Raw genomic sequence first — 13194 nt, 5'->3', positions numbered from 1 at the left:
GGGATGCTGGCCGAGATCGGAGCCCAACTGGGCGGCTGGGCACTGCCGGTTGCCGGGGTGTTCGGGCTGCTGATCGGCAGCTTCCTGAACGTGGTGATCGCACGCCTCCCGGTGATGCTGGAACGCGAATGGGAGACCGAGGCGCGCGCGATTCTCGAGCACGCGCCGAACGACGAGCGCGTGCGATTCGACCTGATCCGCCCGCGCTCGCGCTGCCCGCAATGCCAGCGCCCGATCCGGGCGCTGGAAAACGTGCCCATTCTCAGCTTCCTGTTCCTGCGCGGTCGCTGCCCCGGGTGTGGCACCCGCATCAGTTGGCAGTATCCCGCAGTGGAGGCACTCACCGCGCTGCTCTTCGTGGTAACGGTCTGGCACCTGGGGCCCGGTAGCGCCGGGCTACTGGCGCTGGTCTTCACGGCCGTACTGATCGCCGCCTCCGGGATCGATGCCCGGACGACGCTACTCCCCGATCAGCTCACCCTGCCGCTTTTGTGGCTCGGGCTGCTGGTCAACATCCCCGGTACCTTCACCGACCTGCAGTCCGCCGTGATCGGTGCTGCGGCCGGTTACCTGACCTTGTGGCTGATCTTCCACGGCTTCCGCCTGCTGACCGGCAAGGAAGGCATGGGCTTCGGTGACTTCAAACTGCTGGCGGCGCTGGGCGCGTGGCTCGGCTGGCAGGCACTGCCGGTCATCCTGCTACTGGCCTCACTGGTCGGCGCGGTGGTCGGGATCGCGCTGATCCTGCTGCGCGGGCGCGATCGCAACATCCCGATCCCATTCGGGCCCTATCTCGCCGCTGCCGGGTGGCTCGCCTTGATCTGGGGCGACGAGCTGCTGGCCCTCTATTTCCCGCAAGGGTTTTAGGCGAACGTCATGCTGCGGGTCGGACTCACCGGGGGGATCGGCTGCGGCAAGAGTCGCGTTGCAGGGCTCTTCGCCAGCCTCGGGGCACCGGTACTGGATGCCGACACCCTGAACCGCGAACTCCAGACGCCGGGACACGATCTCTACGCGGCCATCGTGGACCGCTTTGGCCCCGGCATACTCGATGCCCGCGGCCACCTGGACCGCGGCGCCTTGCGCAGCCGGATCTTTGCCGACCCGGCCGAACGCCAGGCCCTGGAGGCACTGGTTCACCCGGCGGTGGAGGCCGCTATCGAACAACGCCTCGCCGCGCTACCAGAGACCACACCCTATGCCGTGATCGTGGTGCCCCTGCTGTTCGAGGCCGGCTGGGAGGCGCGTTTCGATCACGTCGTCGTGGTCCATTGCGAACCCGGCGAACAGATCGCACGCGTAACCCAGCGGGATGGCCGCAGCAGCGCCGAGGTAGAGGCCATCCTCGAGGTCCAGATGAACCCCGACGAGCGCCGCCGACGCGGGGACAGCGAGATCCTCAATACCGAACAGACGTCGGATGCCGAACTGGCGAACCAGGTAGCAGAACGCGACACTGCCCTGCGCGAGCTGGCCACCACCATCCGCTCGCGGGTGGAAAACCGCCCCCCGAATAGCTGATACTGCGGAAGTTCCTGGACCAGCATGCGCCTCCAGTCCTCCTGCCCAACGGGTCCGTCGTGAGCCAATCCCTGACCTTTGAACAACCGCTGCATGAACGTGTACGCCTCCTGCTGCGGCTGGAGGCCCTGAACGCACGCTTCGGGGATGCACTGGAGTCCGGGCGGGCCTTCGATCATCACGAGGCCCTGGTCTCGCTGGTGGACATCTATGCCCTGGTCACCCGGGTAGACATCAAGCGCGAGCTGATGGGCGAGATCGAGCGCCAGACGGTCAACCTGACCCGACTGGCCAACCAGCCGGGCATCGATGCCGATCGCTTTCGCGAGACCATGGATGCACAGAAGCGGTTGCACGACGCCCTGGAGGAACAGGCCGGCGCGCTCGATCACCGCGTGCGCGGCAGCGAGTTTTTCTCCAGCGTGCGCCAGCGCATGGCCCTGCCCGGCGGGGCCTTCGACTTCGACCTGCCGATCTACCACTACTGGCTGGCCCAGCCGAATCAGGCGCGTACCGAGCTTCTTCTGGAATGGTTCCAACCGCTGAACACCGTGGCCGAGGCAACCGCCCAGGTGCTGCGCTACATGCGCCACTCGGGCAACGCGGAGCCGGTGACGGCCGAGGACGGGTACTTCGAGCGCAATCTCGATACCGCCCACGCGTGGCAACTGATCCGGGTAACGGTCGACCCCGCGCTGGGGGTCTACCCGGAAATCAGCGGCGGGCGCCAGCGCTTTACTGTGCGCTTCTTCGCCCCCGGCGATTTCCGCGAACGCCCCGTACCGGCCCATGTCGACGTTCCGTTCCGGCTCTGCTGCTGCGCGATCTGAGGCAGGGCCCTGGGCGCGTGGAAGGCCCGGATTCAGTCCAGCAAGCCCCGAATGGCCGCAATACCCTGCGCACCGGCCGCCCGCGCCCGGGGCAGGCTGACGACAGACATCCCGCCGAGCGCATAGACCGGCAGCGCCGCACCCCGCACCCAGTCCGCGAAACGCCCCCAGCCCAGCGCCTCGGCACCGGGGTGCGTTGCGGTCGCCTGCACCGGCCCCAGCACCACGAAATCCAGCCCCAGGGCCGCCGTCCGCTCGAGACCGGCACGGTCGTGAACCGAGGCGGCCACCCAGCCAGCGGACGCCGGACGCGCATCCAGCGCGCGCCAACGCCGCTCGGGCAGATGCAACCCCACCCGCGGAAAATCCGCCAGCCAATCCGGTGGCGCATTCGCCAGGACCGGGATGCCCAGGGCATCGGCGGGCCCTGTGATCGCCGCGAGAAATTCGCAATAGTCGACCCGGCCCAAGTCCGGCGCACGCACCTGAACCATGTCAGCCTGGCCCGCACGCAGGGCCTGGGTTACTTGGTCGGCGATGGCAGCGGCCTGCGCGGCGTCGTCCGGTGACGGTGTGATCAGATAACGCTCGGGCAGGCGCAAGACGTTGAGCATCGGGCGATTCGCCGCCGGGAAATCCGCGGGGTCCAGGTCCAGCGGGGCACGCCACTCCATAGGCTGGGCCTCGCGGCCATGGGGCGCACCCGACCAGGCCGTGACGCGGAACACATGCAGACGAACCGCGAGCGCCCCATAGTCGTGGTCGATCGTCAGACACTGAACCGCCGAATCGACGCCGACGCCAAGCTCCTCGTCGAGTTCACGCTGCAGAGCCACCGTGGGGGGTTCGCCGCTCTCGATTTTGCCCCCGGGAAACTCCCACAGTCCGGCCAGGTGTTGCGCGTCCTTGCGACGCGTAACCAGCACGCGACCCTGGTTGTCGCGGATCAGTCCGATCGCGACCTCGACCGGAGGGGAAGACGCCGGCTCAGGACCGGTATTCGGCATTGATGCGCACGTACTCGTGGGAGAAGTCGCAGGTGTACTTGCGCGTCCGCGCGTCACCCCGGCCCAGGTCGATCCGGATGTGGATCTCCTCGGCGTCGAAGGCACGCTGGCCGTCGGCCTCGGCGTATTCCGGGGCACGCCCGCCGTCGCGGACAATCTCGACGTCATTCACACGGATCGCCACGCGCTCGATCACCAGATCCGGCACCCCGGCGCGCCCCACGGCCGCGAGGATGCGGCCCCAATTGGGATCGGAGGCGAACAGCGCAGTCTTGACCAGCGGGGACAGCGCGACGGTCTCGGCGACCTGCGCCGCCTCCTCACGCGACCGCGCACCCACCACCTCGACGGTCACGAACTTGGTGGCGCCCTCGCCATCCCGGACGATCGCCTGGGCCAGCTCCAGGCAGACCGCGTCCAGAGCCGCGGAAAATGCGACCCGGTCCTCCGCTGTGACGAGCCCCGCCCCACTCGCGCCACTGGCCATCACCACCACGGCGTCGTTTGTGGAGGTATCCCCGTCCACGGTGATCGCGTTGAAGCTGTCGCGATTGGCCTCGCGCAGCAGACCGTCCAGCGCCTGCGCCTCGATGGCAAGGTCGGTCCCGATAAACGCCAGCATGGTCGCCATGTCGGGGTGGATCATCCCCGAACCCTTGGCGATACCGGTCAGGGTCACCTCGCCCTGCGACAGTGCGACCCGACGGCTGACACCCTTGAGCACGGTGTCAGTGGTCATGATCGCGCGTCCCGCCTGCATCCAGGCATTGGGCGCCAGGCCCGCGTGCAGCAAGGGCAGCGCCCCGATGATGCGTTCCACCGGCAGCGGCTCGCCGATCACCCCGGTGGAAAAGGGCAGGACTGCCTCCGCCGGGTCGCCCGTAACCGCGGCCAGGGCCTCGCAGCAGGTGCGCGCGGCGGCGAGCCCGGGCGCACCGGTCCCGGCATTGGCATTACCGGCGTTGATCAGCAGCCAGCGTGCCCCGCCCGCCGCCTGGTGCTCCGCGGCAACCACGACCGGCGCGGCGCGAAAGGCATTGTTGGTATAAAGCGCCGCAACGGTCGCGTCGGGGCCGGCATCGATCAACACCAGATCGTCGCGCCCGGGATAGCGAATCCCTGCCGCGACCGCGGCCACGCGAATCCCCGGTACCGGTTGCAGCGCCTCCGGGGCGTTCAATCCTACGGCCATGGGCTCAGTGTCTCCCTACAGCTTGCCGTGGCAATGCTTGAACTTCTTGCCCGAACCACACCAGCAGGGCTCGTTGCGGCCCAGCTTGGGCTCGTCGCGTCGGTAGGGGGCCTCGCCGCTCGCAACCGGTTCGCGCGGCTCGGCGTCACCTTCGGCTCCAGCCTTCAGGGGGCTGTCGGGGTTCTGGTGCTGGAACTGCAGATCATCCTCGGCGGGGGCCGCCTTCTTCGGCTGCAATGCCTCGACCTCCTCCGGTGAGCGCAATTGCATGCGCAGCAGGAACTTCACCACGTCGTGCTTGATGCGTTCCAGCAGGGACTGGAACATCGCGAAGGCTTCCTTCTTGTACTCCTGCTTCGGGTTGCGCTGGGCGTAGCCACGCAACCCAATACCCTGGCGCAGGTAGTCCATCGCCGCCAGGTGTTCCTTCCACTGGCTGTCCAGGACCTGCAGCATCACGTCGCGCTGCAGGCGGTTCATGGTCTCGTCACCCAGCTGCTCGCGCTTCCGGGTCAGCAGCGCGCGGGCATGCCCGATGATCCGCTCGCGCAACGGCTCCTCGTGCAGGTCGTCCTCGTCGTCCAGCCACTGCTGGACCGGAAGGTCGAGCCCGAACTCGCCGTTCAGGGCCTGCTGCAGGCCCTGGATGTCCCATTCGTCCTCGATCGATCCCGGCGGCATGTACGGGTTGATCAGGGCGTTGACCACATCCTCCACCAAGGTGTCGATGGTTTCGCTGATGTCCTCGGTGGTCAGCAATTCAGCACGCTGGTCGTAGATCACCCGGCGCTGATCATTGGCGACGTCGTCGTATTCCAGCAGCTGCTTGCGGATATCGAAGTTGTGCGCCTCGACCTTGCGCTGCGCATTCTCGATGGCGCGCGAGACCCAGGCGTTCTCGATCGCCTCGCCCTCCTTCATGCCCAGACGCTGCATCAGGCTGCGCACACGCTCGGATGCAAACACCCGCATCAGGTTGTCTTCCAGCGACAGGAAGAAGCGGCTGGAGCCCGCGTCACCCTGGCGGCCGGAGCGCCCGCGCAACTGGTTGTCGATCCGTCGCGACTCATGGCGTTCGGAGCCAATGATGTGCAGACCACCGGCCTCGATCACCGTGTCATGACGGGCCTGCCAGTCGGCCCGGATTGCCTCCTGCTGGGCGCTGTCGTCCGGGTCGACTTCGGCCAGTTCGGCATCCAGCGCCCCCCCCAGCACGATATCGGTACCACGGCCGGCCATGTTGGTTGCCAACGTCACCGCCTTCGGGCGACCCGCCTGGGCGATGATCGCGGCCTCGCGCTCGTGCTGCTTGGCGTTCAGCACCTCGAACGAGATCCCGGTCTTCTTCAGCGCTTCAGCCAGCCGCTCGGAACTCTCCACCGAGGCCGTCCCCACCAGGACCGGTTGACCGCGATCCACGCACCACTGGATCTCCTTGATGATGGCGGTGTACTTCTCCTCCTGGGTCAGGAAGACCAGGTCCTGCATGTCGTCGCGCACCAGCGGCTTGTTGCCGGGGATCACGACCACTTCCAGGCCATAGATGGTCTGGAACTCGTAGGCCTCGGTATCGGCCGTACCGGTCATCCCTGCGAGCTTCTCGTACAGGCGGAAATAGTTCTGGAAGGTGATCGACGCCAGCGTCTGGTTCTCGCGCTGGATCGGAACCCCTTCCTTGGCCTCGATCGCCTGGTGCAGTCCCTCCGACCAGCGCCGGCCACCCATGATGCGGCCGGTAAACTCGTCGATGATCTGGACCTTGTTGTCGCGCACCAGGTAGTCGACGTCGCGGTGGAACAGCGCGTGGGCACGCAGGGCCGCATTCAGGTGATGCAGTACCGCGATGCTCGCAGAGTCGTACAGGGTCTGGTACTCCTCCAGCAAGCCGGCCTGGCGCAGGAGTTCCTCGGCCTTCTCGTGACCCTCCTCGCTGAGGAAGACCTGCTTGGCCTTCTCGTCGACGAAGTAGTCACCCTCGCTCTCTTCGTCTTCCTGACGGGTCAGCTGGGCCGGGATGGTGTTCAGCCGCTCGTAGAGCTCGGAGCTGTCGCCGCTGGGGCCGGAGATGATCAGCGGGGTCCGCGCCTCGTCGATGAGGATGGAGTCGACCTCGTCGACCACCGCAAAGTTGAGTGCGCGCTGCACGCGCTGATCGGCCGAGAAGGCCATGTTGTCGCGCAGATAGTCGAAGCCGAACTCGTTGTTCGTGCCGTAGGTAATATCGGCGGCATAGGCCTCGCGCCGGGTCGCCGGACGCATCTGATCGAACCCGCCTTCTTCTGCGTGGTACTCCGGGTCAAAGAGATAGGAGGCGGAATCCACCCCCAGACCGCCGGAGCTATTCACCACGCCGACCGTCAGACCCAATGCGTGGTAGAGCCGCCCCATCCAGGCCGCATCGCGGCGGGCCAGGTAGTCGTTCACCGTCACCACATGCACGCCGTCGCCGGTCAATGCATTGAGATAGGCGGGCAGGGTCGCGACCAGGGTCTTGCCCTCACCCGTGCGCATCTCGGCGATGCGACCGTCGTTGAGAACCATACCGCCGATCAACTGGACGTCGAAGTGGCGCAGCCCCAGGACCTGGGCACTCATCGCGCGACAGACCGCGAAGGCCTCCGGCAGGAGCTTCTCCAGATTCTCGCCCTCGCCCAGGCGGCGCTGGAATTCCTGTGTCTTGTGACGCAGCTCGTCCTGCGACAACGCCTCGGTGGAGTCGGCCAGGGCATTGATGCGCTCGACCGCGCGGGTGTAGCGCTTGAGGATGCGATCGTTGCGACTACCGAAAATCTTCTGTACGAGCTGCTTGACCATGGGGATCCGAAAGGGTTGGCTGAAACCCGGCTAGGATAAACGATCCGTCAGGGAAACGCTGTGGCCAAGAGACGCGCAGCCGGTCATGCCCCTGCGGGGCCGAGAAGGACCGCGGAGGGTCAGTCCCGATCCTGGAGAAAATGATAGGGATTCAGGGCCTGGCCGGCGTCGACCACCTCGTAGTGCAGGTGGGTATCGGTCGCGCGACCGGTGCGCCCCATCTTCGCGATCACCTCGCCAGCCTCCACGCGCTGCCCGGGCTCGACCAGGATTTCCGCGTTGTGTGCGTAGCGCGTATTCAAGCCGCCGCCGTGCGCGATCTCGACGAGCTTGCCGTAGCTGCTCCGGCGGCCCGCGAATACCACCAGGCCGCCGCCCGCAGCGCGGATGTCCGAGCCGGGCCGCCCGGCAAAATCCATCCCCGAGTGGAAGCGGCGGTTCCCGGTGAACGGGTCTTCGCGATAACCAAACGCCGAGCTAATCCAGGCGTCATCCTCCACCGGACGAAACTGCGGGGACAGCGCCTCGCGGGCCGCCTCCTGGCGTAGCTCGGAACCTACCGTCTCTACGGCGACGCTGCGACGACCCAGAAGGTGTTCCAGCGCCAGCAAGCGGTCATGGAGCTCCAGCGGAGAACCCGGTCCGTCCAGCAGCGGGCCGCCCTGGCCGCCAACTTCCGGCTCCAGTGCGGCCACGTCCAGCCCCAGGGAGTCGCCAACCGAGCGGAGGCGCAGATCCACCCGCGTCAGCTGGCGTTCCAGCGCGACCACACGGTCCACCAGGTAGTTCAAACCTTCACGTGCTGCCTCGCGTTCGGCCGTCTCCACCACGATCGGATCCAGCGTGTTTGCGATCGGGATCCTGACCACCTCGCGCTGGCTTTGCCCCGCCAGGTAGGCGGTCACAACCGCCGCCACCACCAGCAGCGCGAGCAGGGTGCCCGCCAGCGCCACGCCCCACAACGGAAGACGTGCACAAAGACCATCCGGACGTAGTACGATCAGCTGCATGCGATTCCTCTCACTCCTTCCGCCGCGGACTGCCGGAGTCCCTCGATGACGCCGCAGCGGATTACCCGCTTCATCGCCCGCGACTTTTCCGCGCACTCCAGCCGCGACCGCGGCGTGGAACGCGCCCTCGAGGGACTGGTCGGCAACGCCCTGCAGGCTGGCCGACTGGCGTTCACCCTGCGCGAGGACACCCTGGTTGCAATCTGCGCGAACCGCGGGCTGGCCACCGAACTGCGCTTCCAGCAGCGCGAACTGCTCAAGACCTTGCGTGCCGCGGGCTTCGAGGGCATCGAACAGATACGTATCCGGCTGACCAACACCCCACGCCCCCCCCAGCCCACCACGCGACTGGAGCGCCGCGAGATCCCGGATGCGGCCCGCCGCATCCTCGCCGATACCGCCAGCAGCATCCAGGACCCCGGGCTGGCCGGCGCCCTCGAACGCCTCGCCCGGGCGGCCAGGCCGTCACCGAAGCCCGACTGACCTCACCCTGGAACCCGTGTTCCAGGTTTTGCTCAGCCCGCTGGAGTGGGCGCCAGCTGACCGAAGGAGATCGGCAGGCGTTCGCTCGGGTCCTCGAAGGTCACCTTCTCCCAGGCGGTCTCGTCGGCCAGGAGCTGACGGATCAGCTGGTTGTTCAGCGCATGCCCGGACTTGTGACCAGTGAACGCACCGATCAGGCTGTGACCGAGCAGGTACAGGTCCCCGACCACGTCGAGGATCTTGTGCTTGACCAGTTCGTTGTCGTAGCGCAGCCCGTTTTCGTTGAGGATCTTGTAGTCATCGAGGACCACGGCGTTGTCCAGGCTGCCGCCCAGCGCCAGCTGATTCGCCCGCAGGGCCTCGATGTCGCGCATGAACCCGAAGGTCCGGGCACGCGAGACCTCCTTCACAAAGGAGGTGGACGAGAAGTCCAGCTCTGCGCGCTGGCTTCCGTCGGTAAACATCGGGTGTTCGAAATCGATACAGAAACCGACCTTGAACCCCTCGTAAGGATCAAAGCGCACCCACTTGTCGTCCTCGCGGACTTCCACGCTGCGCTTGACCCGAATGAATTCCTTGGGCGCGTCCTGCTCCTTCAGCCCGGCGGACTGCAGCAGAAACACGAAGGGACCGGCACTGCCGTCCATGATGGGCACCTCGGCGGCGCTCACATCGACATGCAGGTTGTCGATTCCCAATCCGGCAATGGCCGAGAGCAAATGCTCCACGGTCGAAACCCGGACGTCTCCATTGACCAGCGTGGTGGACAGCCGCGTGTCGCCGACATTGTCGGCACAGGCGCGAATCTCCACGGACGGATCAAGATCGCAGCGATGGAACACAATCCCGGTATTCACCGGAGCCGGACGCAGGGTCAGCACCACCTTTTCTCCGGTATGCAGTCCCACTCCGGTCGCCCGAATGCTGTTCTTGAGCGTTCTTTGCCTGATCAACGAATTGAGCCTCTCTCTTCCAGGAGAGCGCATAAGGGGAGCCCGGGCCCTCCCGGGCTCCTCATGCACACAACGATTACCGCATTATTGCAGGATTCCGCTCGCCCTGCATGTACAGCCGCTCTCAGTCGGCTTGTTTACGCAGGAAGGCCGGAATATCCAGCACATCAATGCCTTGCTGCTGATTGTAGTCGACCGCCAGGTTGTCACCGCCGCGCCGCTTGACGGTCGGCTGGTCGAGGTCGACTTCGACATCGGAGCCGACGGCCCTCTTCGGCTGGGCATCGACCACTCGTACCTGCGGCCGTTCGGACTGCGTCGCTGGCGCGCCAAGTCCCGTGGCCACCAGGGTCACCCGCAGCTCGTCGGTCATCTCGGGGTCGATGACCGTCCCGACCACGACATTGGCATCTTCCGAGGCCAGGGCCTTCACCGCCTCGCCGACTTCCTCGAACTCGCCGATCCCGACATCCATGCCACCGGTCACGTTCACCAGGATGCCGCGGGCACCGGAGATATCGATGTCCTCCAGCAAGGGGCTGGCGATCGCCGCTTCGGCGGCCTCGCGCGCACGATCCTCGCCGGTGCCGGTGCCGGTGCCCATCATCGCCATGCCCATCTCGCGCATCACATTGCGCACGTCGGCAAAGTCGACGTTGATCAGACCCGGACGGGTGATCAGCTCGGCGATGCCCTGCACCGCGCCGAACAGCACGTCGTTGGCAGCCTTGAAGGCATCCAGCAGCGTGGTGTTCTTGCCCAGCACCGTCAGCAGCTTCTCGTTGGGGATGGTGATCAGGGAATCGACCTGTTCGGTCAGCGCCTTGATCCCGGACATCGCGACCTGCATGCGGCGCTTGCCCTCGAACGGGAACGGCTTGGTGACCACCGCGACCGTCAGGATGTTCATCTCCTTGGCGATCTGCGCCACCACCGGGGCGGCACCGGTACCCGTACCACCGCCCATGCCGGCGGTGATGAAGACCATGTCGGCGCCCTGCAACAGATCCTGGATGCGTTCACGGTCCTCCAGTGCAGCCTCGCGACCGACCGACGGATCCGCCCCGGCCCCCAGGCCCTTGGTGATGTCGCCGCCCAGTTGCAGCAGCGTCTTGGAATCCAGGCTCTTCAGAGCCTGGGCATCGGTGTTGGCACAGATGAAATCGACGCCTTCCAGCTGCGAGTTGACCATGTGCTGCACGGCGTTGCCGCCGCCGCCCCCAACGCCGACGACCTTGATCGTCGCGTTCTGGCTATAGGTGTCCATCAGTTCGAACGTCATGATTGCGTCCTCTCGTTGCGTGTGTAGTACATAAACTTCTGTTTACCTGCGTCATGGCCGGAGAGCGGTCCGGCCTCCTAAAATTCCGGGGCCCCGATCATCAGAACTGTCCGGAAAACCAGCGCTTCATGCGCGCCCATACGCCCTGGAACCCGCTGCTCACGGGCCGGGCCTCCTGCTCCGCGCGCGACTCGCGGGCGTAGAGCAACAGCCCCACCCCCGTCGCGTGGATCGGATTCTTCACAACATCCAGGAGCCCGGTGACGCGTTGCGGCACCCCCAGGCGTACGGGCATGTGAAAGACCTCTTCGGCGAGGTCCACCACACCTTCCATTCGGGACGAGCCACCGGTGAGCACCACTCCGGCGGCAATCATTTCTTCGGTGCCGCTGCGGCGCAGTTCCGCTTGCACCAGCTGCAACAATTCCTCGTAGCGAGGCTCGACCACGGAGGCGAGCGTCTGGCGCGACAACCTGCGTGCGGCACGATCGCCGACACCGGGCACCTCGATGCTCTCGCTCGGATCGGCCAGCGAGCGCAGCGCGCAGGCGTACTTGATCTTGAGTTCTTCGGCGTACTGGGTCGGGGTGCGTAGCGCGACCGCGATGTCGTTGGTGACCTGATCGCCGGCGATCGGGATGACTGCGGTGTGCATGATCGCGCCGTGGGCAAACACCGCGATGTCCGTGGTGCCACCGCCGACGTCCACCAGACACACGCCCAGGTCCTTCTCGTCCTCGCTCAGGACCGAGTAACTGGAGGCGAGCTGCTCGAGGATGATGTCGTCCACCCGCAGTCCGCAGCGCTCCACGCACTTGACGATGTTCTGCGCGGCGGAGACCGCCCCGGTCACCAGGTGCACCTTGGCCTCCAGCCGCACCCCGGACATCCCGATCGGCTCGCGGATGCCCTCCTGCTCGTCGATGATGTATTCCTGCGGCAGCACGTGGAGGATGCGCTGGTCGGCCGGGATGGCGATGGCGCGCGCGGCGTCGATCACCCGGTCCACATCGCCGGCGACCACCTCGCCGTCCTTGATCGCGACCACCCCGGTGGAGTTGTAGCTCTTGATGTGCGAGCCGGCGATCCCGGTATACACCGAGTGGATCTCGCAACCGGCCATCAGCTCGGCCTCCTCCACCGCGCGCTGGATCGACTGGACGGTGGACTCGATGTTCACGACCACGCCCTTCTTCAACCCGCGCGAGGGCGAGGAACCGATGCCGATGATCTCGATCTCGCCTTCCTCGGTCAGCTCCCCGACCACCGCCTCGATCTTCGAGGTGCCGACGTCCAGGCCGACGATCAGACCGGGTTCCGACTTCTTTGCCATCATCTTTCTGCGTCCTGTCGTTCGTGTCATCGGGCGTTCCCCGCACCGTCATCCGCCGCATCCGCCCAGGCCACGGCCAGCCCGTGGGGGTAACGCAGGTCGATCCGTTCCACCGGCGCCTCGCGATAGTCGCGAATCGCCGGGGCCGCGCGGACCAGTTGCCCCAGTCGTGCCAGATCGGCATCGCGCCCCATCAGCACGCGTACGCCGTCCGCCAGGTGGATGGTCCAGTCGTGGCGTTCGCCCTCTTCGAGACCGGCGACCTCCAGCCCGGCATCGGCCAGGCGTGCGGAGACCTCCAGGTAGCGATGCATCAGCACCACCTGCCGCCCGTCGGTCCCGGCGAGTGCCGGCAGGCCCTCCCAGTCATCCAGCGCCACCGGGCCAAACAGGCGCCCGTGGCGATCGACCAGATGGTCCTCGCCCCACTGCGCCACCGGCACCGGCTCGTGAATCTCCACCACGAGGGTGTCCGGCCACTGACGCCGCAGGCGCACTGCGTCCACCCACGGCTGGCCCTCAAGCGCAACGCGCAGGCGCTCGAGCTCGACACCGATGAAGCCCGGCGCATGGGTCCGGACCATCTCGTGCACCGCCGCGACATCCGCATGCTGCGGATTGCCGGTCACCTCGACATGCTCGATCGGCAACCAGGCATCCGGGTCGAACTGCAACCAGGCCAGCGCGCCCAGCACCAGCACCGCGGCCAGCCCCATGCCCGACATCAGGCGCAGCCCCGGGCCAGCCATCCGGCGCAGCGGCGACGGTC

Annotated in this window: 12 protein-coding genes; 4 read left to right on the top strand and 8 right to left on the bottom strand. The window is 66.5% G+C overall.

Annotated elements, in window-relative coordinates; translation table 11 throughout:
- Nucleotides 1–3 precede the first annotated feature (3 nt).
- Genes TVD_RS02255 through zapD form a run of 3 tightly spaced genes read left to right on the top strand, consistent with a single transcriptional unit; the run spans nt 4 to nt 2351 of the window.
- Nucleotides 4–867, top strand: a complete 864-nt coding sequence (locus TVD_RS02255; RefSeq protein ID WP_047250713.1) for a prepilin peptidase — start codon at nt 4–6, stop codon at nt 865–867.
- A gap of 9 nt (nt 868–876) precedes the next feature.
- Entirely contained in the window at nt 877–1521 is a 645-nt protein-coding gene (gene coaE, locus TVD_RS02250; RefSeq protein ID WP_019563203.1) for a dephospho-CoA kinase, read from the top strand.
- 59 nt (nt 1522–1580) lie between these two features.
- Nucleotides 1581–2351, top strand: coding sequence for a cell division protein ZapD (zapD, locus tag TVD_RS02245; RefSeq protein WP_018939032.1), 771 nt, complete (start codon nt 1581–1583; stop codon nt 2349–2351).
- Nucleotides 2352–2383: 32 nt separating this feature from the next.
- Here the strand turns inward: zapD and TVD_RS02240 are convergent, their stop codons facing one another.
- The 4 genes from TVD_RS02240 to TVD_RS02225 all read right to left on the bottom strand — a co-directional run bounded on the left by TVD_RS02240 (nt 2384) and on the right by TVD_RS02225 (nt 8374).
- Nucleotides 2384–3358, bottom strand: a complete 975-nt coding sequence (locus tag TVD_RS02240; protein ID WP_047250712.1) for a Nudix family hydrolase — start codon at nt 3356–3358, stop codon at nt 2384–2386.
- The gene (argJ, locus tag TVD_RS02235) at nt 3339–4550 is read right to left on the bottom strand and encodes a bifunctional glutamate N-acetyltransferase/amino-acid acetyltransferase ArgJ (protein ID WP_047250711.1); all 1212 of its coding nucleotides are present in this window, start codon (nt 4548–4550) and stop codon (nt 3339–3341) included. Before argJ ends, TVD_RS02240 begins: the two co-directional genes overlap by 20 nt.
- Before the next feature lie 15 nt (nt 4551–4565).
- A complete protein-coding gene (secA, locus tag TVD_RS02230) occupies nt 4566–7364 on the bottom strand; it encodes a preprotein translocase subunit SecA (RefSeq protein WP_018939029.1) in 2799 nt (932 codons plus the stop codon).
- A gap of 119 nt (nt 7365–7483) precedes the next feature.
- A complete protein-coding gene (locus tag TVD_RS02225) occupies nt 7484–8374 on the bottom strand; it encodes a M23 family metallopeptidase (protein WP_047250710.1) in 891 nt (296 codons plus the stop codon).
- 45 nt (nt 8375–8419) lie between these two features.
- Between TVD_RS02225 and TVD_RS02220 the strand changes: the two genes are divergently transcribed.
- Nucleotides 8420–8857, top strand: coding sequence for a DciA family protein (locus TVD_RS02220; RefSeq protein WP_018939028.1), 438 nt, complete (start codon nt 8420–8422; stop codon nt 8855–8857).
- A 32-nt stretch (nt 8858–8889) separates the two neighbouring features.
- On the opposite strand, the gene lpxC is transcribed toward TVD_RS02220, so the two are convergent.
- The 4 genes from lpxC to TVD_RS02200 form a co-directional block, all read right to left on the bottom strand.
- Nucleotides 8890–9810: a UDP-3-O-acyl-N-acetylglucosamine deacetylase gene (lpxC, locus tag TVD_RS02215; RefSeq protein ID WP_231362625.1), complete on the bottom strand. Its 921-nt coding sequence runs from the start codon at nt 9808–9810 to the stop codon at nt 8890–8892.
- 124 nt (nt 9811–9934) lie between these two features.
- On the bottom strand, nt 9935–11092 hold the full coding sequence (gene ftsZ / locus TVD_RS02210; RefSeq protein WP_018144460.1) for a cell division protein FtsZ: 1158 nt from the start codon (nt 11090–11092) through the stop codon (nt 9935–9937).
- Between the two features lie 100 nt (nt 11093–11192).
- Nucleotides 11193–12428: a cell division protein FtsA gene (gene ftsA, locus TVD_RS02205; RefSeq protein ID WP_018168223.1), complete on the bottom strand. Its 1236-nt coding sequence runs from the start codon at nt 12426–12428 to the stop codon at nt 11193–11195.
- A 23-nt stretch (nt 12429–12451) separates the two neighbouring features.
- Nucleotides 12452–13174: a cell division protein FtsQ/DivIB gene (locus tag TVD_RS02200; RefSeq protein WP_019571667.1), complete on the bottom strand. Its 723-nt coding sequence runs from the start codon at nt 13172–13174 to the stop codon at nt 12452–12454.
- Between the last annotated feature and the right edge of the window lie 20 nt (nt 13175–13194).

The organism is Thioalkalivibrio versutus (genome assembly GCF_001020955.1).
Lineage (GTDB): Bacteria > Pseudomonadota > Gammaproteobacteria > Ectothiorhodospirales > Ectothiorhodospiraceae > Thioalkalivibrio > Thioalkalivibrio versutus.
This window is presented reverse-complemented; position numbering and strand designations above follow the sequence as displayed.

Excerpts from the sequence above, each read along its gene's own strand:
- secA (WP_018939029.1), bottom strand. The coding sequence starts at position 7,364 with ATGGTCAAGCAGCTCGTACAGAAGATTTTCGGTAGTCGCAACGATCGC.
- TVD_RS02200 (WP_019571667.1), bottom strand. The coding sequence starts at position 13,174 with ATGGCTGGCCCGGGGCTGCGCCTGATGTCGGGCATGGGGCTGGCCGCG.
- TVD_RS02255 (WP_047250713.1), top strand. The coding sequence starts at position 4 with ATGCTGGCCGAGATCGGAGCCCAACTGGGCGGCTGGGCACTGCCGGTT.
- ftsA (WP_018168223.1), bottom strand. The coding sequence starts at position 12,428 with ATGATGGCAAAGAAGTCGGAACCCGGTCTGATCGTCGGCCTGGACGTC.
- TVD_RS02225 (WP_047250710.1), bottom strand. The coding sequence starts at position 8,374 with ATGCAGCTGATCGTACTACGTCCGGATGGTCTTTGTGCACGTCTTCCG.
- TVD_RS02240 (WP_047250712.1), bottom strand. The coding sequence starts at position 3,358 with ATGCCGAATACCGGTCCTGAGCCGGCGTCTTCCCCTCCGGTCGAGGTC.
- ftsZ (WP_018144460.1), bottom strand. The coding sequence starts at position 11,092 with ATGACGTTCGAACTGATGGACACCTATAGCCAGAACGCGACGATCAAG.
- argJ (WP_047250711.1), bottom strand. The coding sequence starts at position 4,550 with ATGGCCGTAGGATTGAACGCCCCGGAGGCGCTGCAACCGGTACCGGGG.
- TVD_RS02220 (WP_018939028.1), top strand. The coding sequence starts at position 8,420 with ATGACGCCGCAGCGGATTACCCGCTTCATCGCCCGCGACTTTTCCGCG.
- coaE (WP_019563203.1), top strand. The coding sequence starts at position 877 with ATGCTGCGGGTCGGACTCACCGGGGGGATCGGCTGCGGCAAGAGTCGC.